We start from the raw sequence: 17,917 nt of genomic DNA, 5'->3' as shown, positions 1-17,917 counted from the left end.
TCCCCGCCCCGCCGTCCCCCACCGGCGGCGGGTCCGGGCCCGGTGGGTCCGGGGCCGGCCGGTCCGCCGCGCGCCGGTCCGCCGCCGTCCGGCTGCGCACCGCGGAGAGCGGCGCGCTGGCCGCCGGCGACACCCAGGCCGTGGCCGAGTCGCTGCTGGAGCACGCGCTGGCGCCGCTGGGCGCGACCGCGGTCGCCATCTGGTCGGCGGCGATGGACGCGTCGCTGACCCTGCGCGGCTCGGCCGGGTTCGCCACCGAGGAGGCCAGGCGCTGGCGGTACGTGCCGCCCGGCATCGCCACCCCGGCCCGGCGGGCGCTCGCCGAGCGCGCCACGGTGTGGATCCCGGGGCTGACCGAGTCCGGCCTGCCCTCGGTCGGGCACCACGACCTGCACGGCGCCCGGGTCGCCGCGCCCGCCGAGTCCGGCGGTCGCGTCGTCGGCGTGCTGGAGATCTGCTGGCCGGAACCGCAACCGCCGCAGCCGCCGCGGATCCTGCGGCAGGTCGAGGCGCTGGCCGAGCTGTGCGCGCACACCCTGGACGCCACGGCCGCGGGCGAGCCGGACGCCGACAACCCGGTGGCCGACGAGCTGGTCGACCTCGCCGAGGTCCTGCTCGACCCCGCGCTGGTGCTGCGCCCGCACCTGTCGCCGACCGGCGAGCTGCTCGACTTCCGCATCCACCACGTCAACAACCGGTTCGTCGACCTCGCGGGCCGGCCGCGCGGCTCGGTGACCGGGATGCTGCTGCTGGAGGCGTACCCGCTGGCCGCGGGCGAGGGCGACCTGTTCGACAAGGTCGAGCACGTGCACGCCACCGGCGAGCCGTTCCGCAGCGACCGCATGGCGCTCACCGCGCTGGTGGAGCAGGTGCCGCTGGTCCTCACCGCGGGCGTGGGCATCAGCAGGCACGGCGACAGCGTCCTGGTCGTCTGGCGCGTGGAGGACGAGACCACCCGGCTGGCGAACCTGCTGCACCACGCGCAGCGCCTCGGGCGCATCGGCGGCTTCGAGGAGGACGTGGCCGGCGGGCGGATCACCTGGAACCGGCAGCTGTTCGCCCTCTACGGCCTCGACCCGGTCGAGGACCCGGTGCCGCTGGCCGCGCTGGCCGGGTACTGCCACCCCGACGACACGGCCGCCATCACCCGGTTCCTGCGCACCGTGCTGCACCACCGCCGCCCCGACTCGACCTCGTTCCGGTTCCAGCGGCAGGACGGGATCGTCCGCCACATCCGGGTCGTCGCCGAACCCGTGCTGGCCGGCGACCGCCTGCTGGCCGTGCGCGGCGCCTACCAGGACGTGTCGGCGCAGCACTGGACCGAGGTGGCGCTGTCGGCCACCCGCGACCAGCTCGCGCACACCGAGCAGCAGGCGGCCGAGCAGAGCAGGCTGGCGCTCCAGCTCCAGCGCGCGATCATGCCGCTGACCCAGCCGTCGATCGAGGCGTTCGGGCTCCAGATCGCGGTGCGCTACCGGCCCGCCGAGCAGGACCACCTGGTCGGCGGCGACTGGTACGACGCGGTCGTGCTGCCGTCCAAGCAGATCCTGCTGTCGGTCGGCGACATCACCGGGCACGGCATCAAGGGCGCCACCGGCATGGTGGTGCTGCGCAACGCGCTGCGCGGCCTGGCCGCGACCGGCGCGGGGCCGGGGCAGCTGCTGTGCTGGCTCAACCTCGTGGCGCACCACCTGACCGACAACATCCTGGCCACCGCCGTGTGCGCGCTGTACGACCCGCACACGCGGGTGCTGCGCTGGGCCAGGGCCGGCCACCCGCCACCCGTGCTGGTGCGGGAGGGGCGGGCCGACGCGCTGCCCAACCCGCGCGGGGTGATGCTGGGCGCGATCTCCGAGGCCGACTACGACGAGGCGGAGGTGGTCCTGGACCTCGACGACACCCTGCTGCTCTACACCGACGGGTTGATCGAGCGCCGGGACGCCGACCTCGACGAGTGCCTGGACTGGCTGCTCACCGCCGCCTCCGGGTACGAGGGGTCGCTGGAGCGGCGGTTGGACCACCTGCTGGACCGCAGCCCGGCCGACACCGACGACGACACGTGCATCGTGGGTGTGAAGCTGGCCTGAGCGCGCCCTACCGCAGGCACCGGACGCACGGGCGGGCGGTGGGGTAGCGCTGCTCCAGCTCCCGGCGGGTGCCGCAGATCTTCACCCGGTCGCCCAGCCACGAGCCGCCGGCCGGCGGCGGGCCGCTGACCTCGCGGCAGGTGACGCGGTGCAGGGCCATGTCGTCCGGGTCGAGGGTGTGCTCGGCGTCGAGGACGAACTGCTCGGGGTGCGTGGTGATCCACCACTCGTAGGACCCGTTGTCCTCGTTGAACTCCAGCATGGCCCACATGATCCCCGATCCGGGAGGTGACCGGGCGCTCCGTTCGCCCTCACCGGGTGGACGCCCCGGCCCTCGTCGCGCTGCTGTGTCCACCTGAGCAACCGCCTGGTCACCGCACCCGGCCCGGCCGGTCAGGGCGTCCTGGGGCTCCGCGACCGCGTCGAGGCGGTCGTGCCGGCCCGGGGGAGCGGTCTCGTGGGACGCGGGCGCTGACGGGTCAGGTCGTCGGGCCGCGCTCGGCGAGCGCGGGCAGGCCGAGGCGGGCGCGGGTGGTGCCGTCGAAGTCGTCGAGGAACGCGCGCAGCTCCGCCGCGAGGTGGTCGAGCGAGCGGACCGCGTACAGCACCGGCTGGTAGCCCGCCGCCTGGTAAGCCTGGCCGGCGACGGCCGCGAGGTCCCACGGGCGGATGTCGGCGTGCCGCAGGTGCCGCAGCTCGCCGTACGACGACAGCAGCGCCGCGCCGTACGCCTTCACCTCGTCGTCCTCGATCGCCACGCCGTACTCCAGGCTGAACCAGTACACGCGGCTGAGCAGGTCCAGGGAGTCCTCGTCGGCCACCCGGGCCGCGGCCGCGCCGAACCGCCGGTACAGCCCGGCGAACGCCGGGGACGCCAGGTGCGTGCCGTGCCCGAACACGTCGTGCAGCACGTCGGGTTCGGGCGTGTAGAGCGGCATCGCCGGGTGGCGCACGTACTGCACCGCGTGGAAGTAGCCGCGCGCCATGGAGCCCAGGGACCTCCTGGCCGGCACCGGACCGCCGGCCGGGGTGAACCGGAACCCGGTCAGCTCGTCCAGGCGGTCGCCCACCTCGGCGTGCTGGGGCACGTGGTCGGCCGGGATCGGCGCGGCGTCGCGCGCCCGCAGCACGGCCCGGCACACCGCGTCCCGGTGGACCTCCAGCAGCGTGGCGTGGGCCCGGCGCCACGTCAGGTGCTCCTGCTCGGTGTAGGTGACCGGCGGTGACGGCTCGCCCACCTGGAGCCCGTCGGCCAGGGCCACGAAGGCGTTGCGCCGCCGGACGTAGGCGGGGTCGCCGAACCCGGGGTGCCGCCGGACCGGGCCGAGCTGCCCGTCCGGGGTCACCGGCGCGCGCCCCGGCCGGATCGTGGTGTTGATGCTCATGCCCCGGGCCTACCCGGACGGGCCCCCGCCACGCGGTGTCCGGCGGGGTGGACCCGGTCGGGTGACCGGCGGTTCACCGGGGTGGGTGGCCTCGGGGGCGTTCCGGCACCGACCGGCGCGGCTCGTCAGGCCCGGCTCCGTCAGGCCCGGCTGCCGGAGCGGAGGGTGATCGCGGCCCAGACGACGCGGCCCTCGTCGAGCGTGGGCGTGTTGCCGCAGGCGGTGCTGAGCCGGTGGACGCGGGTCAGGTCGAGCCGGTGGGGGGCGTCGCGCGGTGAGGGACCGGCGTGCCGGACGGCGACGGTGAGCTGGTCGGGGAACCGCTCGATGCGCAGCACCAGGGCCGAGCTGGTGTGCGCCCGGGTGATGTCGACCAGCTCGCCCGCCAGCAGCACCGTGCGCGGGCTCGCCTGGCGCAGGTCCCACTTCAGGCAGGTGCGCCGGGCGAAGTCGCGGGCCAGGTGCGGCGCGTCGGTGTCGGCGGGCAGCTGCATCTCGTTGCGGTGCCGCCGCGTCGGCGCGGTCGCCACGGCGAGCGCGGTGTCCAGCCGCTCGTGGCAGGGCACGAAGCGGGCCAGCCCGGTGCGCTCCAGCATCCCGCGGTGGCGCTCGGTGGTGGCCACCAGCAGCAGCGGCACGCCCGGCCAGCGGCAGCAGCGCATCCACACCGCGGCGAACACGCCGGCCAGCGGGTCGCTGCCCAGTTCGAGGTCGGGACCGAGCACGACGACGACGGCGTGCGGCTGCTCCGCCACGTGCTTGAGCAACCCGTCGCGCATACCGACGTAGGTGGACAGGTCCAGCCTCCCCACCGGGGACAGCAGCACCACGTCGCCGCGCGTGACCGCTCGCAGCGACAGGTCGGTGTCGGTCGTCACGCGCTCTCCGCCCATGGCTGGTTGGCTGTTCGATCCCCCTGGCCAACTCCTCCCCCCGTCATAGCTCGTCGTCGGGGACATGTCACCGCCCGTGTGTTCCTCCCGGGCCCAAGTCACCCATTAGCAGGCAACCGATGAGTAGGAACTGCCCTGGGCTCTCACCCGAACGGCGGACTTACCCGCCCGCGCCGACCATGCCGCCCTCACCCGGTGTCGCGGTCCCCGGGCCTGGGATTCATTGCGGTATCAGGCTTTTGTCCGTTTGGCCGCCCGGTGCCGGGCCGGTGCCGCGCCGCACCACCCCGGGCACCGGCAGTCCCACCGTGGTGGTGCGGCCGAGCGCCAGGCTGCGCGCGTGCGGGTCCGGCCCGTGGCCCGGCGCGGTCGCGGTGGCCCGGACCCGGTCGGCCGGCGCCGGGCGTGTCGCGGAACTCGTCGGACCTGTTCACCGTCGTGCGGCACGTGGTGAGACGCCTACCCCGAACCTTCCGGAGCCGCGATTGACACCCGCTTCGACGGCGCGGTAGAAAGCGGTTTCCCGCCCAACGGGCACAACCGGCGGTCCGCGCGGCTCCCGGCGTACCTGTCGGGCAACGGCGGCCTGCCGGCCGCGGTCGCCCTGATGGCCGCGGGCTGGGACGGCGGTCCGCCACGCCCCGGGTTCCCCGACGGCCGGCCCGTGCGGCACGAAGGTCTGGTCCAGGCGCCCTGAGCGGTCCAGGCACCCTGAGCGGTTCGGAGGAAACGCGGTGCGGTCCAACTCCGGTGGGCGGTCCCGGCGCCGCTACGCCGTCGTCGGCGCGGGGCACCGCGCCGCCCTGTACGTCGAGGCGCTGGCCGGCGAGTACGCCGACGTCGGCGCGGTGGTGGCGTGGTGCGACCCGAGCCCGACCCGGATGTCCTACTACGACGCGGTCCTGGGGCACGCCCCGGCGCGCTACGCGCCCGAGCGGTTCGCGGACCTGCTGCGCGAGCAGCGGCCGGACGCGGTGATCGTGACCTCCCCGGACGCCACCCACCACCACTACGCGGTCGCGGCGCTGCGGGCCGGCTGCGACGTCGTGGTGGAGAAGCCGCTGACCACCACGGCCGAGGGCGCGCGGGCGATCTCCGACGCCGTCCGCGAGTCGGGCGGCGAGCTGGTCGTCACGTTCAACTACCGCTACTCGCCGCGCAACGAGGAGGTGCGCAGGCTGATCGCGGCGGGCGCGGTCGGCGAGGTCACCTCGGTGCACTTCGAGTGGGTGCTGGACACCGTGCACGGCGCCGACTACTTCCGCCGCTGGCACCGGGACAAGGCCCACTCGGGCGGGCTGCTGGTGCACAAGGCCAGCCACCACTTCGACCTGGTCAACTGGTGGCTGCACGACGTGCCGAGCACCGTGTTCGCGTTGGGCGGCCTGCGCTTCTACGGCGCCGGGAACGCCGCCCGGCGCGGGCTGGGCGCGCGGCCGGAGCGCTCCACCGGCGCGCCGGGCGCGGACCGCGACCCGTTCGCGCTCGACCTGGCCGCCGACGACGTGCTGCGCCGGCTCTACCTGGAGGCAGAGGCGGACGACGGGTACCTGCGCGACCGGGACGTCTTCAGCGGCGGCATCACCACCGAGGACAACCTGTCGGTGGTCGTCGGGTACGGCTCGGGCGCGTCCCTGAGCTACTCGCTCAACGCCCACTCGCCGTGGGAGGGCTACCGGGTCGCGGTGAACGGCACGGAGGGGCGGGTGGAGCTGGACGTGGTGGAGCGCGGGCACGTGCTGCCCGCCGGGGCCGCCGGCGTGGTCGGCAGGCCGGCGGTCGACCCGAGCGCCACGCCGGACCGGCGGACCCCGGGGGTGTCGGCGGCGGGGTCGGTGTCGCCTGCGTTGTCGGAATTGGCGGGGTCGGGCTCGACGGGCTCGGCGGCGAACCCGCGCCCGGCCGGCGAGCGGCTGCTGCTCCAGCGGCACTGGTCGGTCGCGGAGGAGGTCCCCGTGCCGCAGGGCGACGGCCCCCACGGCGGCGGTGACGCCCACCTGCTCGACGACGTGTTCCGGCCGGGCACCGCGCCGGACCCGCTGGGCCGCCGCGCGGGCGTGGTGGACGGGCTGCGCAGCGCCGGCGTCGGCATCGCGGCCAACCTCTCGCTGCGCACCGGGCAGGTGGTGCGGATCTCCGACCTGGAGCTTTCCCCGGACGGCTGACGCCCGCGGTGGCACGATGCGGGCCATGACGCTGCTCGTGCCCTCCGACGTGCTCCACCCGCGCCGCCCCGACGAGCACTTCGCCGCCGAGGCGGAGGCCGCCCGCGCGGCCGGGGTGGCGGTCGCCCTGGTCGACCACGACGCGCTGGCCGACCCGGACGGCGACGCGGACCGGGCGGTGCGCCGGGTGCCCGAGGGCTCCGGCGTGGCCGCCTACCGCGGCTGGATGCTGCGCTCCGAGCGGTACGCGGCGTTCGCGGAAGCCCTGCGGCGGCGGGGCGTGGAGCCGTGGACCGGCCCGGAGCAGTACCGCCGGGCGCACGAGCTGCCGGGCTGGTACCACGACCTGGCGGGGGTCACGCCCCGGTCGGCCTGGACCTCGGGCGACGACCGGGCCGGTTTCGACCGGGCGCGCGACGAGCTGGGCCCCGGTCCGGCGGTGCTGCGCGACTACACCAAGTCGATGAAGCACCACTGGGACGAGGCCGCCTTCATCCCCGACCTCGCCGACGCCGACGCCGCGTGGGCCGTGGCGAGCCGGTTCCGAGAGCTGCGGGAGGACGTGGTCGGCGGGTTCGTGCTGCGCCGCTTCGAGCACTTCGCCTCCGCCGAGGTCCGCACCTGGTGGGTCGACGGCGAGTGCCGACTGGTCGGTCCGCACCCCGACACCCCCGACGACCTGCCCGCGACCCCGCCGGACCTCGGGGGCGTCGCGCCCCTCGTGGCCGGCCTGGGGCTGCCCTTCGTCACCGTCGACCTGGTCCGCCGCGAGGACGGGGAGTGGCGCGTGGTGGAGCTGGGCGACGGGCAGGTCGGCGACCGGCCGTCGACGATCGCGCCCGCCGCGCTGGTCGGCCTGCTGCGCACGGGGGAACCGACCCCGGACAACCCGGGGGAGCGACGTCGATGAGCAGGACATTTCCCCGGCCGTGGGTCATCGCCGTGGCGGCCGTGGTGGCGTCGGGAATCCTGGTCGGGGTGGCCGGTTACCGGGTGCTGGGGGGCGGGTCGGTGGAGGGGGCCGCTGCGCCGAAGTCCGGGACGGGTGAGCTGCGAACCGACCTCGCCCCGCTGGTCAAGCGCTTCCCGGTGCTCGACTCGCCGGACACGGCGCGGTGGATGTCGGGGACGTTCGGGCGCTCCGACGTGCCCGGTCCCTCCACCTACTGGATCGACGCGGTGGTCACCCTGTCCCCGGATGCGGTCGAGCGACTGGTGTCCGCCTACGCCCCGACCGAGGTGGGCGAGGTCCCCGACGTGGTGGAGGGTATGCGCGACCGGTTGCCGAGCGGGCCGTTCCTGACCGGGGACGCGCTGGACGCGGCGTTCGACCACGAGCGCTGGTACGCGTCCGCCTACCTCGACCCGGGGTCCCGCGAACTCGTCCTGGTCGCGACCGGGGTGTGACCGCCGGGGGCAGGGGTGCACGTCCTCGTGACGGGGGTCCCCGGTCACCCCCGCGTGGGGGCGACCGGGGCTCCGGCGATCAGCTCGTCGGGAAGTTGTCCGGCGTGCTGATGCGGCTCTTGATGTACGCGCCGGACTCGGTGAGCACGTTGCCGCTGCTGTAGTCGCCGCCGTTGCAGGTGCCGGGCCGGAGCGCGGCGCTGCTCTCGTTGGCGTCGGAGTACGTCCAGTTCGCGTAACTGATCTTCAGCTGGTCGAGCAGGTCGATCCAGGCCGCCGTGCTCGTCCGGTCGTACGCGCCGCCGCCGGTGGCGGTGACCGTGCCGAACTCGGTGACGAACAGCGGCAGTCGGGACGCGGCCCGGCTCACCGTCGCGCGGTAGTTGTCCTTGTGCGAGGCGGCGTAGAAGTGGAACGCGTACATGATGTTGGTCGCGTTGACCGGGTTGTTGATCACCTCGGTCTCGCTGGAGCCCTCGGACACGCCCAGCGACGACCACGCGCGGGTGCCGACGATGACCACGGCGTCCGGGTCGGCGGCGCGGATGACCGGGATGACCTGCTCGGCGTAGCTCTTGATGCCCTGCCAGCTCACGCCGTTCGGCTCGTTGGCGATCTCGTAGATCACGTTGCGCTTGTTGGCGTTGCGCGCGGCGACCTGCGAGAAGAAGGTCTTCGCCCTCGCCAGGTTGTAGTTCGGGTCGCCCGGCGTCAGGGTGTGGAAGTCGATCAGCGCGTACATGCCGCGCGACTCGGCCATGTCCACCAGGGCGTTGACCCGGTTGGTGAACCCGGTGGGGTTGGTCTCGTAGCCCTGCTCCTGCACGTACATGGCGATGCGGAACAGGTCGGACTTCCAGTCGTTGACCAGCGCGTCGAGCGAGGCGTTGTTGTAGCACTTGTCGAACCACTGGATGCCGTGCGTGCTCATGCCGCGCAGCTGGATCGGGCGGTTGTACTGGTTGCACAGGTTCACGCCGCAGACCCGCAGCTGCCCGTTGATCTCGACCGGCGTGCGCCCGACCGGCGGGTTCGTGGTCGTCGTGGTGGTGGTCGTGGTGGTGTTGGTCGACGTGGGCGAACCGGTGCACGCCACGCCGTTGAGCGCGAACGACGTGGGCGCGGGGTTGCTGCCCGAGAACGTGCCGGTCAACCCCAGGTCGGTGGACGCGCCGGTGCCCAGCGACCGGTTCCAGTCCACGTTGGTGGCGGTGACCGCGGAACCGGACTGCGACCAGGTGGCGTTCCAGCCCTGGCCCACCCTCTGCCCGCTGGTGGGGAAGGTGAACCCGAGCGACCACCCGCTGACCGGGTCCCCGAGGTTCGTGAGCTTGACGTTGGCCTGGAACCCACCCTGCCACTGACTCGTGACGGTGTAGTCCACCCGGCAACCCTGCGCGGCGGCCATGGCGTTCGGCAGCATCGCCACCGCGGAACCGAGGACCACCGCGGAAGCCGCCAGTGCGGCGGTGGAGCGCTTCACTGAGCCCCTCCTCTGATCTCGACAGCTGTCTGGGAGCGCTCCCAGAGCGCTCCTAGACCGGGGACCGTACACCGGGATGCACGTGCGCGTACATAGCGTCGTACCCGGTAACTTTGCGTGATCAGCGCTCGGAGCGGCCCCGCGCACGGCCACGCCGCCCCGCCGGGCACGTGTCCCGGCGGGGCGGGGCGGCCTCGCGTCAGCTGTTCGCGGGGCCCGTCCACCCCTGCGGCACGTGCCCGATCCGCACCCGCTGCGGGTGGTCGCCCACCGGCACCGAGACCAGTTCGCGCCCGGTGGCGAAGTCGATCGCGGTGACCTGGTCGGCGCCGCTCTCGGAGATCACGCAGGCCCGTCCGTCGCCGCTGACCGTGGCCCAGTACGGCTTGGCCGCCGGCACCAGCGGTCCCTCGCGCAGCGACGCGCGGTCCACCACCGTGGCGTAGTCGTCCATGGTCCCGGCGACGCACAGCTTGTCGCCGGCCGGGCTCATGGACATGCCGTGGTGGCGCGAGTCGTTGACGAAGGTCCTGCGGTCGTCGCTGGTGTTCGGGTTCTTGGGCAGCTCCTTGACCCTGGTGACGCGGTCGCCCGCCACGTCGTACTCCAGGAACCCGTTGAAGAACGAGACCTGGAAGTAGAGCGTGGACTCGTCGGGGGTGAACGCCACCGGCCGCACCGAGTCCGACAGGTCCGAGCGGCCGAAGGCGTCCAGCCGCTGCCGCATGTCGATCACCCGGGACTGCCGGAACGTCGCGGTGTCGACGACGGTGATGCGGCGGTCCCCCTTGGTGAAGTCCAGGCCGGGGTCGTCGAGGTCGGTGTTGACCTCCCCGATGGACATGTTCCACAGGCGCCGGCCGCCCTCGGTGAAGACGTTCTCGTGCGGCTTGTCACCGGTGGCGAACTTCCCCACCTCGCGGCCGGTGCCGATGTCGAGCACGTGCACGGTGTTCGACGTCGAGGCCGACACCGCGACCCGCAGCCCGTCGGGGGAGACGGCCATGTGGTCGGAGCGGAACCCCGAGACCGGGAAGCGCCAGTTGACCCGACCGGACGCCAGGTCGATCGACACCACGTCGGCGAAGCTGGGCCGCGACGCGACCACGGCCGAGCCGTCCGGCGTGGTGTACATGTCGTCGACGAGCTGGTCGTGGCCCTCGCCCGGACCGTGGCGGATGCCCAGGAAGAAGATCAGCTTGACCGGGTTGAGGTAGATCTCCCGCAACCGCTCCTCCCGGTCCGGGACGATGTTCACCCGCCCGATCCGGGCGAAGTCCCCGCTGGAGGCGATGACGTCCGCGGTGCCGTCCCAGTTGTTGCCGACGAACATCACCTCCCGCAGCTGCGCGGCGCCCGCCGGGGCGGCCGACCCGGCGGTGAGGAACCCGGCGGCCACCAGGCCGGCGGTGAGCAACCCGGGGAACCGCGCGCGTCGGGCACGGGGCGACGGTGTCGTGGTCATGAGGACTCCCAACCGAAACGGCTCTGTTCGCGGCGGAAGGGCTCGAAGCGGCGGTCGCCCGCCGGGCGACCACGTTGCTACTGTGCGGTAGCCACAGCGAACCAGTGGGTGAGGGACCCGTGGTAGGGGCGGCCGGCCAACAACCCGGCGGGCCCGTTGTGGCCCTGCCACAACGCCGTGGTCCGGGAGGAGCCGTGCCCGCAGCGAACCGGAGCGCCCTGCTCCGCGAGGTGCTCGGGGCGATGGCCCGGGACGCCCGCGTCCTCGACGAGCTGGTCCTGGCGGCCCGGAGCCACTCGCCCGAGGTGGCGCGCCTGCCCGAGGCCGAGAACCGCCGCCACGTCCGGGTGCTGCTCGCCACCGGCCTGGCCTGCCTGGCCCGCCCCGAGCACCCCGACGACCGGGACTTCGCCACCGCCGAGGCGCTGGGCGCGGACCGCGCCGCCCAGGGCGTGCCCATCACCGGCCTGCTGCGCGGCGTCCAGGCCGGCCGCACCCGCGCGGTGCGCATCGCCATCGACCGCAGCCGCGCGGCCGGGGTGCCCGACGACGTGATCCTGGAGGCGATCCTCGACCTGGACCGCTACACCGGCGCGCTGGAGCGGCACGTCGTCAACGGCTACCACGCCGCCGAGCTCCGGCTGTCCCGCACCACCCGCGACGTGCGCGCCCGGCTGCTGCGCGGCCTGCTCCTGCCCGGCGACCCGGACCCGCCGCCCGCCGACGACCTCCACCAGGCCGGGCTGCGACCCGACGGCCGCTACCACTGCGTGGTCTCCGACGTCACCGACCCGTCCCGGGCCCGCGCCCTGGAGCAGCGGCTGCTCGGCCTCGGCGGCGTCTACGGCCTGGTCGAGGGCAGGCTCACCGGCCTGGCGGGCAGGCTGCCGAGCGCCGACGACCTCGCGCCCGACGTGCTGCTGATCGCCGCGCCCAGCGCGACCCCGGCCGGGCTGCGCGACCTCCACGCCCTGTGCGCGGCCGCGCTGCCCCTCGCCGCCGGGCAGGGGCTGCGCGGCGTGCACCACCTCACCGAGCTGGCCGGGGAGACCGCGCTGGCCGCGCAGCCCCTGCTCGCCGACCTGCTGGTGGACAGCGCGCTCGGCCGGCTCGACTCCGCCGACGACTTCCACCGCGAACTGGCCTGCACCGCGCTGGCCTACCTCGACCACGGCAGGCGGCTCGGCCACACGGCCGCCGCCCTGCACCTGCACCCCAACACCGTCCGGTACCGCCTCGACCGGCTGGCGGAGATCACCGCGCTGCCGCTGGACGACCTCGCCGCCGACGCCCGCTCGACCGTGCTCGACACCCTGCGCTCGTGGTGGGCGCTGCACACCTGGCTCGACCGGGGAGCGGTCGGCCGCGACGCCGGGACCGCGGGCGAACCGGCCGACCGGAGCTGATCCCGGACACCGCGCGCCACGGCTCGTGATGCGTATGTCCGGTGCCGTACATCACGATGGTCCCGTGCTCGGTACCGGACTGGACGAGGTCGTCCCGGCGTTCGACGCCGAGCGCGCCGTGTCCGTCAGGCCGGTGCCGGGGCACCGGCAGGCCGATCCGCTGTTCGCCTCGGCCGCCGCGGTGTTCAGTCCGAGGTTGATCGTCGGCGTGCTGACCGGTCGGCTCGACGACGGCGCGCTGGGCGTGCGGCACGTCGAGGGCGCCGGCGGCCGGGTGCCTGCGCAGGACCCGACCACCACCCGGGACCCCGGGTATGCCGGGCGCGGCGCCGGCCACCTGCTGCGTGGACTTCGCGCTGCCGCTGCCCGTGCCGGCCCACGCCCTGGTCGCGCTGGTCATGGCTCCCGGCGCGGCGGGGCTGCCGCGGGTGGAGTCCGACCGGTTCCGCGAGATGGCCGTCGTGCTCGACGGCGTGCTCCAGGGGTTGCTCCAGCGCTACGCCCAGGCCACGTTCACCCAGCCGGCCCGCAACGCCGCCTGCAACCGCAGCCACCACGTCCGGGAGCGCTGCGCGCGGTGGCTGCTGATGTCCGCCGACCGCACGCACTCGGCCGAGTTCCCCCTGACGCAGGAGTCCCTGGCCCAGGCGCTGGCCGTGCGCCGGGCCTCGGTCAGCGAGGTCGCCGCCGCGCTGGCCGAGGACGGGTGCATCAGCTACCGCCGCGGCGTCATCACCGTCACCGACCGGGCGCGGTTGGAGGCCAACGCCTGCGAGTGCTACCGGGTCATCCGCGACACCTTCGCCGCGGCGTACCCGCCCGTCCGCGAGCGGCCGGAGGCGGGTTGACGCCGTGCGCGTGAGGCGGGCGACGGGCTGACCCCGCGCGCTCACGCGCCCAGCGGGGAGTCCGCCGGCCGGGCCCCCGTGAGCGCCCGGAACAACCAGCCGTCCTCCCGCGGCAGCACGCTGTTCCACACCTCCACCACCCGGTGGTCGACCACGCCGCGGTAGGTGTAGGTCTTCGGCGTCGACGGGTTGGTGCGCAGCAGCACCAGGTTCAGCGCGGCGGCCCAGAGCACGAGGCGCTCCAACGCCTCCACGGTCGAGCAGGACGGCGGCACCGCTCCCCTCAGCACGCCGCGGTGGTCGATCTCCCACAGCAGCCCCCGCTCGTGTAGGGCGCGGTCGAGGCCGGCGCCGTAGCGGTTCATAGCTTCCGCGACGGCTGTGTTGACCGTGCAGGTCATGGTGGACATGCGGCTACCGGCTCCCGTGCGGCTGGACGACGACGCCAGCATCATTCCAATCGCGACCCTTTCCCGATCGGGTGATCACGGTGCCCCACCGGCCCACGCCGCCCGCCGTCCCCGGGCCGGTCGGGGACGCGTCACTCGTCCGCTGCCCGGTTTCACCGGTTCGAGGCGTGGTCCGGCGTCCGTCCGAAGTCGACACCGGACCGAACACCGCCCCACCGCGCCGTCATCGCGCCCGACCACGGGACGGGGTGCGGGCTCCTCCGCGCTGCCGGTGCCCCGGGACGGCCGGCCGGAGCGGACCGGGCCCGGCCGCGTCGCCTCAGAACCCCGGCAGCAGCCGGGCCAGCTCGTCGGGCGCCAGGACGGTCAGGACGCGGCTGTCCGGCACCCTGGCCACGAGGCCGCGCGCGAGGAACGCGTCCAGCACCGCCTTGCCCAGCACACCACCCAGGTGCGGCAGCCGGTGGGTGCGGTCCAGGCAGGCGGTCGCGAGCTTGCGGCGGCCCGGGGCGAGCGCGGCCGGGTCCACGCCGAGTTCGGCGAGGGCGTCCCGGTCGGGCCCGAGCGCCACCTCGTCGCCGCTGCCGTCCGGCGGGCGCAGCGCGCCGCGCTCGACCAGGGTCGCGAACGCGGTGACGCCGAGCCGGCCCGCCGCGTGGTCGTAGCAGGTGTGCGCGGTGTCGGCGGGGGACGGCGGGCGGTCGGGCGGGCCGACCGCGTCCGCGCCCCGCGCGTAGTGGGCCAGCGCCGCCAGCACCTCGCCCAGGCCGGGCGCGGCCCGGTAGACCGAGTGCCGCCCGGCGCGCTCGGCGGTGACGAGTTCCTTCTCCCGCAACCGGGCCAGGTGGTTGCCCAGCCGGGACGCGGTCACGCCGATGGCGTCGGCCAGCTGGCTGGAGGTGTGCGGGCCCTCGGCGGCCAGCAGCTGCAACGCGGTCAGCCGCACGGGGTCGGCCAGCTCGGCGGCCAGCGCGGTGACCGCGGCGACCACCCGGTTCTCCGGATCGACCCATCCCGCCACACCGGCCACGCTACCATCCTTCAGGTGGACGTGAAGCATGACCGAGTCCTACTGTCACCTTTCAGGAATCTATGAAAGGTGGCGGGTGGTGGGTGAGGTGGAGACCTGGCTGCGCCGGCTGATGTGGGCGCGCGGCGCGTCCGCGGCGGGCGACGGCCTGTGGTTCACGATCTGGGCGCTGTACTTCACCCGCGTCGCCGGCCTGCCGCCGGTCGCGGTCGGGATCGCGATGGCCGCGGCGGGCGGGGTGGGCCTGGCCGCGGCGGTGCCCCTGGGTTCGCTGGCCGACCGGTTCGACGCGCGCCGCGTGCTGGCCGCCACCACGACCCTGCGCGGCCTGGCCATGGCCTGCTACCCCCTCGCCCAGGGGACCTGGGCCTTCGTCCTGGTCACCGTGCTGTTCGCGGCCCCGGCCAACGGGGGCAACGCGGCCCGGACCGCGCTGCTCACCGGCCTGGTCGCCGACGACGGCGAGCGCGTCGCCGTCCTGGCCCGGCAACGCGTCGCCCAGCACGTCGGGTACGCGGCGGGCGCGGGCGTCGGCGCGCTCGTGCTCGCCCTGGACGACCCCACCGCCTACCACGCGGCGATCGCCGCGAACGCGGTGAGCTTCGCCGTGCTCACGGTGGTCGCCCTGCGCGCCCCCGTGCCGCGGCGGCCGACCGGGCGGGCCGCCTCGCCGCTGCGCGACCGCCCCTACCTCGCCGTGGTGGGCGCGACCGCCGTGCTGTCGTTGTGCTGGGCGATGCTGTCCACCGGGGTTCCACTGTGGACGTCCCGGTCGCTGCCGCTGTCGCTGAGCGGGGTGCTGGTCGTGGTCAGCTCGGTGGGCGTCGCGCTGCTCCAGGTGCCCGCGACCCGCCTGGCGACCACCCCGTCCCGCGCGGCGCGCACCGCCGCGGTGTCCGGCGCGGCACTGGCGGCGGCGTGCGTGCTGCTCGCCTCGTCCGAGGTGGTCGGGCGGCCCGCCGGGGTGGTGGTCGTCGTGCTCGCCGGCCTGCTGCACCTGGCCGGCGAGCTGGGGTACGTGGTGGCGAGCTGGCGGCTCTCGCTGGCGCTGATGCGCGAGGAGTCGCGCGGCGCCTACCAGGGCGTGTCCGAGGCCGCCACGGCGACCGTGCAGATGGTCGGCCCGGCGTTCTTCACGGTGGGGCTCACCGCGCTCGACGCGGGCGGCTGGCTGCTGGCCGCCGCCGTGTTCCTGGCCGCGGGGGCGGCCGTCCCCGCGCTGACCCGGCGGGCCGAGCGGAGCCGCGAGCCGAGCCCCGCCTGACGGTCAGGCGAGCCGAGCCCGGCCTGACGGCCGTCACGGCGCCAGGCGCGGGAAACACCGGCGCCGGCGGTGCCGCGGTGCCACCCTCGCCGAGCCGCGCCCGCAACCGGGCGCTCCCGTGCGGCAGGAACGGACCCAGAGCCGGCCCGACTCCAGCAGCTCCGGCAGCCGGTCGGTCTACCGGGAGAGCCGGAAGAACCAGTCCGCTCGCGCACCGGCTCCGGCGGGGCGCCGTGCTCGGGGCAGCGCCCGGCGGCCGGCTCCTCCTCGCGGTAGTACTGCTCGCCGCCCGCGCAGTACAGGCCCTCGTGGTCGAGCAGGTGGAAGTCGCCGCGCTCGGCGCCCGCCCGCCGCACTCCGTCGAGGTGCCTGCGGTCCGCGCTGGTGCGGTCAGGCCATCGCCGCGACCACCGGCGACGGGGTGGCGGCGGTCGCCTCGGCCACGTGGTCGCGCAGGGCCTCCGCGAACGCGGCCGCGGGCACCCAACCGTCCGCCTCGCGCGCCGCGCCGGGCAGTTCGACCACCACCAGCGGTTCCCCGGCGATCTCGACGCGGTCCCCCGCCGGGTAGGCGTGCAGCCGCGGCACGCCCGGCCACACCGGCACGTCCGCCTCCGCCCCACCGACCAGGGTGACGCGCAGCGCCATGACCTGCTCGTCGCCCGCCGCGCGCGGGTCGACCCGGACCTGGTGCACCCGCACCGCGCGGTCCGCCACCAGAGCCGCGACGGCGCGGGCCAGGCCGGCGCTGACCGCGATCAGCCGGGCCCGCCGCTCGATCTCGCGCAGCCGATCGCTCCCGGCGACCTCGTGGGACCGGCCGCGCTCGTCGCGGACCGCGACCGCGGTGGGCGCCGGCCCGGCGAACCACTCGCGCGCACCGGCCTCCACGTCCGTCCTGCTCGCCACGACGACCCCCTGTCCCAAGTGAGAGATGCTCACAAATACCAGGTCGGGGAGTGGATCGCCACCGCGCCCAGGCCGGCCCGGCTCCCGCCCGCCGAACACGAGGAGCCTCGCCGTGGAGCTGACCCGGGTCGACGACCAGGTGCGCCTGGTCACCGGCACCAACGTGAACTGGGCGCTGATCAGCGACGGCTCGGCGCTCACGCTCGTCGACGCCGGCTACCTCAACGACTCGGCCGCGCTGCCGGCGTCCATCGCCGCGATCGGCCACCGACCCGAGGACGTGGTGGCGATCCTGCTCACGCACGCCCACCTCGACCACATGGGCGGCGTCCCCACCATGACCCGCCGGTTCGGCACCCCGGTCCTGACCGGCGCCGAGGAGGCCCGCCACGCCCGCCGCGAGTACCTGGAGCAGATCACGCCCGCCCGGGTGCCGCGCCAGTGCGCGCGGCCGGCCGGGCTGCGGTGGGTCGCCGCGACCGCGCGCGGTCGTGCCCCACCTCAAGATGTCGCTGGACGAGGTCACCGCGGTCGAGCCGCACGTGCCGCTGGACGTGCCGGGCGGCCTCGTCGCCGTGCCGACCCCGGGTCACACCCGCGGCCACACCGCCTACCTCATGCCGGCCGCCGGTGTGCTGTTCAGCGGCGACACCCTGGTCACCGGCCACCCGCTGTCCCGCCTGGGCACCGGCGCCCAGCGGCTCCCGTCGGTGTTCAACGAGTCCGAGGCCGGTGTCACCGCGGCCGTCGCGAGCCTGCGCGACCTGCCCGCCGACACCCTCGCCCCGGGGCACGGCGAGCTGGTCCGCGCGCCCCTCGTCACCCTCGTCGACCGGGCCCTGAACCGCTGACCCACTTTCGGCACCTCTAATCCACCTGGATGGGTGGTTTATGCGCCGCATCTCCGCAATTCGGATGTCGGGCACCGGCACTCAGGGGTCGGGTGGACGACGATCGGCCCGTGACCGCAACTCCGATCTTCGACGAACTCGCCTCGCGCTACCTGTCCGAGGAAGCCGCGACAGGGGGCCGGGCGCCGCGACCGCCGCGCACGCCCGACGAGGACGAACCGCAGTGGCCCGGCGTCGGCGTGCTGGAGCAGTGGTGGTCGCAGTGCGCGCGGACGGTCGGCTGATTCACCGCGTCGATCCGGGCGGCCCGGAAT

17 protein-coding genes and 2 pseudogenes are annotated in these 17,917 nt (G+C 75.1%); 11 read left to right on the top strand and 8 right to left on the bottom strand.

The features are described from left to right. On the top strand, window positions 1-2,087 hold a 2,087-nt coding region (locus ACFP3R_RS35045; protein WP_380642836.1), incomplete at its 5' end, for a PP2C family protein-serine/threonine phosphatase. A 7-nt stretch (window positions 2,088-2,094) separates the two neighbouring features. Here ACFP3R_RS35045 and ACFP3R_RS35040 read toward each other — a convergent pair. From ACFP3R_RS35040 to ACFP3R_RS35030, 3 genes are all read right to left on the bottom strand, one after another. After that, window positions 2,095-2,349 carry a hypothetical protein gene (locus ACFP3R_RS35040; RefSeq protein WP_380642834.1) on the bottom strand — a complete coding sequence of 85 codons (255 nt, stop codon included), beginning with the start codon at window positions 2,347-2,349 and terminating at the stop codon, window positions 2,095-2,097. A 217-nt stretch (window positions 2,350-2,566) separates the two neighbouring features. Beyond that, a complete protein-coding gene (locus ACFP3R_RS35035) occupies window positions 2,567-3,472 on the bottom strand; it encodes a phenylalanine 4-monooxygenase (RefSeq protein ID WP_380642832.1) in 906 nt (301 codons plus the stop codon). Window positions 3,473-3,612: 140 nt separating this feature from the next. Then, window positions 3,613-4,350: a hypothetical protein gene (locus tag ACFP3R_RS35030; RefSeq protein WP_380642830.1), complete on the bottom strand. Its 738-nt coding sequence runs from the start codon at window positions 4,348-4,350 to the stop codon at window positions 3,613-3,615. A 749-nt stretch (window positions 4,351-5,099) separates the two neighbouring features. Between ACFP3R_RS35030 and ACFP3R_RS35025 the strand changes: the two genes are divergently transcribed. The 3 genes from ACFP3R_RS35025 to ACFP3R_RS35015 are packed head-to-tail and all read left to right on the top strand — an operon-like array spanning window position 5,100 to window position 7,937. Then, complete coding sequence (locus tag ACFP3R_RS35025) at window positions 5,100-6,530, top strand: Gfo/Idh/MocA family protein (RefSeq protein ID WP_380642828.1); 1,431 nt, start codon at window positions 5,100-5,102, stop codon at window positions 6,528-6,530. 25 nt (window positions 6,531-6,555) lie between these two features. Next, window positions 6,556-7,440: an ATP-grasp domain-containing protein gene (locus ACFP3R_RS35020; protein ID WP_380642826.1), complete on the top strand. Its 885-nt coding sequence runs from the start codon at window positions 6,556-6,558 to the stop codon at window positions 7,438-7,440. After that, entirely contained in the window at window positions 7,437-7,937 is a 501-nt protein-coding gene (locus tag ACFP3R_RS35015) for a hypothetical protein (RefSeq protein WP_380642825.1), read from the top strand. Before ACFP3R_RS35020 ends, ACFP3R_RS35015 begins: the two co-directional genes overlap by 4 nt. Before the next feature lie 79 nt (window positions 7,938-8,016). Here ACFP3R_RS35015 and ACFP3R_RS35010 read toward each other — a convergent pair whose 3' ends face one another. Then, a complete protein-coding gene (locus ACFP3R_RS35010) occupies window positions 8,017-9,420 on the bottom strand; it encodes a cellulase family glycosylhydrolase (protein WP_380642823.1) in 1,404 nt (467 codons plus the stop codon). A gap of 199 nt (window positions 9,421-9,619) precedes the next feature. Continuing rightward, complete coding sequence (locus ACFP3R_RS35005) at window positions 9,620-10,885, bottom strand: YncE family protein (RefSeq protein ID WP_380642821.1); 1,266 nt, start codon at window positions 10,883-10,885, stop codon at window positions 9,620-9,622. A 194-nt stretch (window positions 10,886-11,079) separates the two neighbouring features. Here ACFP3R_RS35005 and ACFP3R_RS35000 point away from each other — a divergent pair, with 194 nt between their 5' ends. The 3 genes and pseudogenes from ACFP3R_RS35000 (at window position 11,080) to ACFP3R_RS34990 (ending at window position 13,139) form a co-directional block, all read left to right on the top strand. Next, a complete protein-coding gene (locus ACFP3R_RS35000; RefSeq protein ID WP_380642819.1) occupies window positions 11,080-12,291 on the top strand; it encodes an RsbRD N-terminal domain-containing protein in 1,212 nt (403 codons plus the stop codon). A gap of 28 nt (window positions 12,292-12,319) precedes the next feature. Next, window positions 12,320-12,583, top strand: a pseudogene (locus ACFP3R_RS34995) (chemotaxis protein CheB); the annotation flags it as partial. Between the two features lie 22 nt (window positions 12,584-12,605). After that, a complete protein-coding gene (locus tag ACFP3R_RS34990) occupies window positions 12,606-13,139 on the top strand; it encodes a Crp/Fnr family transcriptional regulator (RefSeq protein WP_380642817.1) in 534 nt (177 codons plus the stop codon). Between the two features lie 41 nt (window positions 13,140-13,180). Here ACFP3R_RS34990 and ACFP3R_RS34985 read toward each other — a convergent pair whose 3' ends face one another. Both ACFP3R_RS34985 and ACFP3R_RS34980 read right to left on the bottom strand, forming a co-directional pair. Further along, window positions 13,181-13,549 (bottom strand): hypothetical protein, encoded by a 369-nt coding sequence (locus ACFP3R_RS34985; protein WP_380642815.1) that lies wholly within the window; start codon window positions 13,547-13,549, stop codon window positions 13,181-13,183. A 319-nt stretch (window positions 13,550-13,868) separates the two neighbouring features. Next, complete coding sequence (locus ACFP3R_RS34980; RefSeq protein WP_380642813.1) at window positions 13,869-14,570, bottom strand: ArsR/SmtB family transcription factor; 702 nt, start codon at window positions 14,568-14,570, stop codon at window positions 13,869-13,871. A gap of 88 nt (window positions 14,571-14,658) precedes the next feature. Here ACFP3R_RS34980 and ACFP3R_RS34975 point away from each other — a divergent pair, with 88 nt between their 5' ends. Next, entirely contained in the window at window positions 14,659-15,843 is a 1,185-nt protein-coding gene (locus ACFP3R_RS34975; RefSeq protein ID WP_380642811.1) for an MFS transporter, read from the top strand. 390 nt (window positions 15,844-16,233) lie between these two features. Here ACFP3R_RS34975 and ACFP3R_RS34970 read toward each other — a convergent pair whose 3' ends face one another. Further along, window positions 16,234-16,752: a hypothetical protein gene (locus tag ACFP3R_RS34970; RefSeq protein ID WP_380642809.1), complete on the bottom strand. Its 519-nt coding sequence runs from the start codon at window positions 16,750-16,752 to the stop codon at window positions 16,234-16,236. A 25-nt stretch (window positions 16,753-16,777) separates the two neighbouring features. Here ACFP3R_RS34970 and ACFP3R_RS34965 point away from each other — a divergent pair. The 3 genes and pseudogenes from ACFP3R_RS34965 to ACFP3R_RS34955 all read left to right on the top strand — a co-directional run. Next, window positions 16,778-17,131: pseudogene (locus ACFP3R_RS34965) on the top strand (MBL fold metallo-hydrolase); the annotation flags it as partial. Between the two features lie 112 nt (window positions 17,132-17,243). Then, window positions 17,244-17,603: an MBL fold metallo-hydrolase gene (locus ACFP3R_RS34960; RefSeq protein WP_380642807.1), complete on the top strand. Its 360-nt coding sequence runs from the start codon at window positions 17,244-17,246 to the stop codon at window positions 17,601-17,603. Between the two features lie 110 nt (window positions 17,604-17,713). Next, window positions 17,714-17,887: a hypothetical protein gene (locus tag ACFP3R_RS34955; protein ID WP_380642805.1), complete on the top strand. Its 174-nt coding sequence runs from the start codon at window positions 17,714-17,716 to the stop codon at window positions 17,885-17,887. The last annotated feature ends 30 nt before the right edge of the window (window positions 17,888-17,917 follow it).

Source organism: Saccharothrix lopnurensis, assembly GCF_042658445.1.
GTDB classification, from domain to species: domain Bacteria; phylum Actinomycetota; class Actinomycetes; order Mycobacteriales; family Pseudonocardiaceae; genus Actinosynnema; species Actinosynnema lopnurensis.
The sequence above is the reverse complement of the archived record's forward strand: the minus strand, read 5'-3'. Positions and strand labels throughout refer to the sequence as shown.

Bases quoted from the DNA above. Each gene is read 5' to 3' on its own strand.
- ACFP3R_RS34985 (WP_380642815.1), bottom strand. From the start codon at position 13,549: ATGTCCACCATGACCTGCACGGTCAACACAGCCGTCGCGGAAGCTATG.
- ACFP3R_RS35015 (WP_380642825.1), top strand. From the start codon at position 7,437: ATGAGCAGGACATTTCCCCGGCCGTGGGTCATCGCCGTGGCGGCCGTG.
- ACFP3R_RS35035 (WP_380642832.1), bottom strand. From the start codon at position 3,472: ATGAGCATCAACACCACGATCCGGCCGGGGCGCGCGCCGGTGACCCCG.
- ACFP3R_RS35005 (WP_380642821.1), bottom strand. From the start codon at position 10,885: ATGACCACGACACCGTCGCCCCGTGCCCGACGCGCGCGGTTCCCCGGG.
- ACFP3R_RS34990 (WP_380642817.1), top strand. From the start codon at position 12,606: ATGCCGGGCGCGGCGCCGGCCACCTGCTGCGTGGACTTCGCGCTGCCG.
- ACFP3R_RS35020 (WP_380642826.1), top strand. From the start codon at position 6,556: ATGACGCTGCTCGTGCCCTCCGACGTGCTCCACCCGCGCCGCCCCGAC.
- ACFP3R_RS35040 (WP_380642834.1), bottom strand. From the start codon at position 2,349: ATGCTGGAGTTCAACGAGGACAACGGGTCCTACGAGTGGTGGATCACC.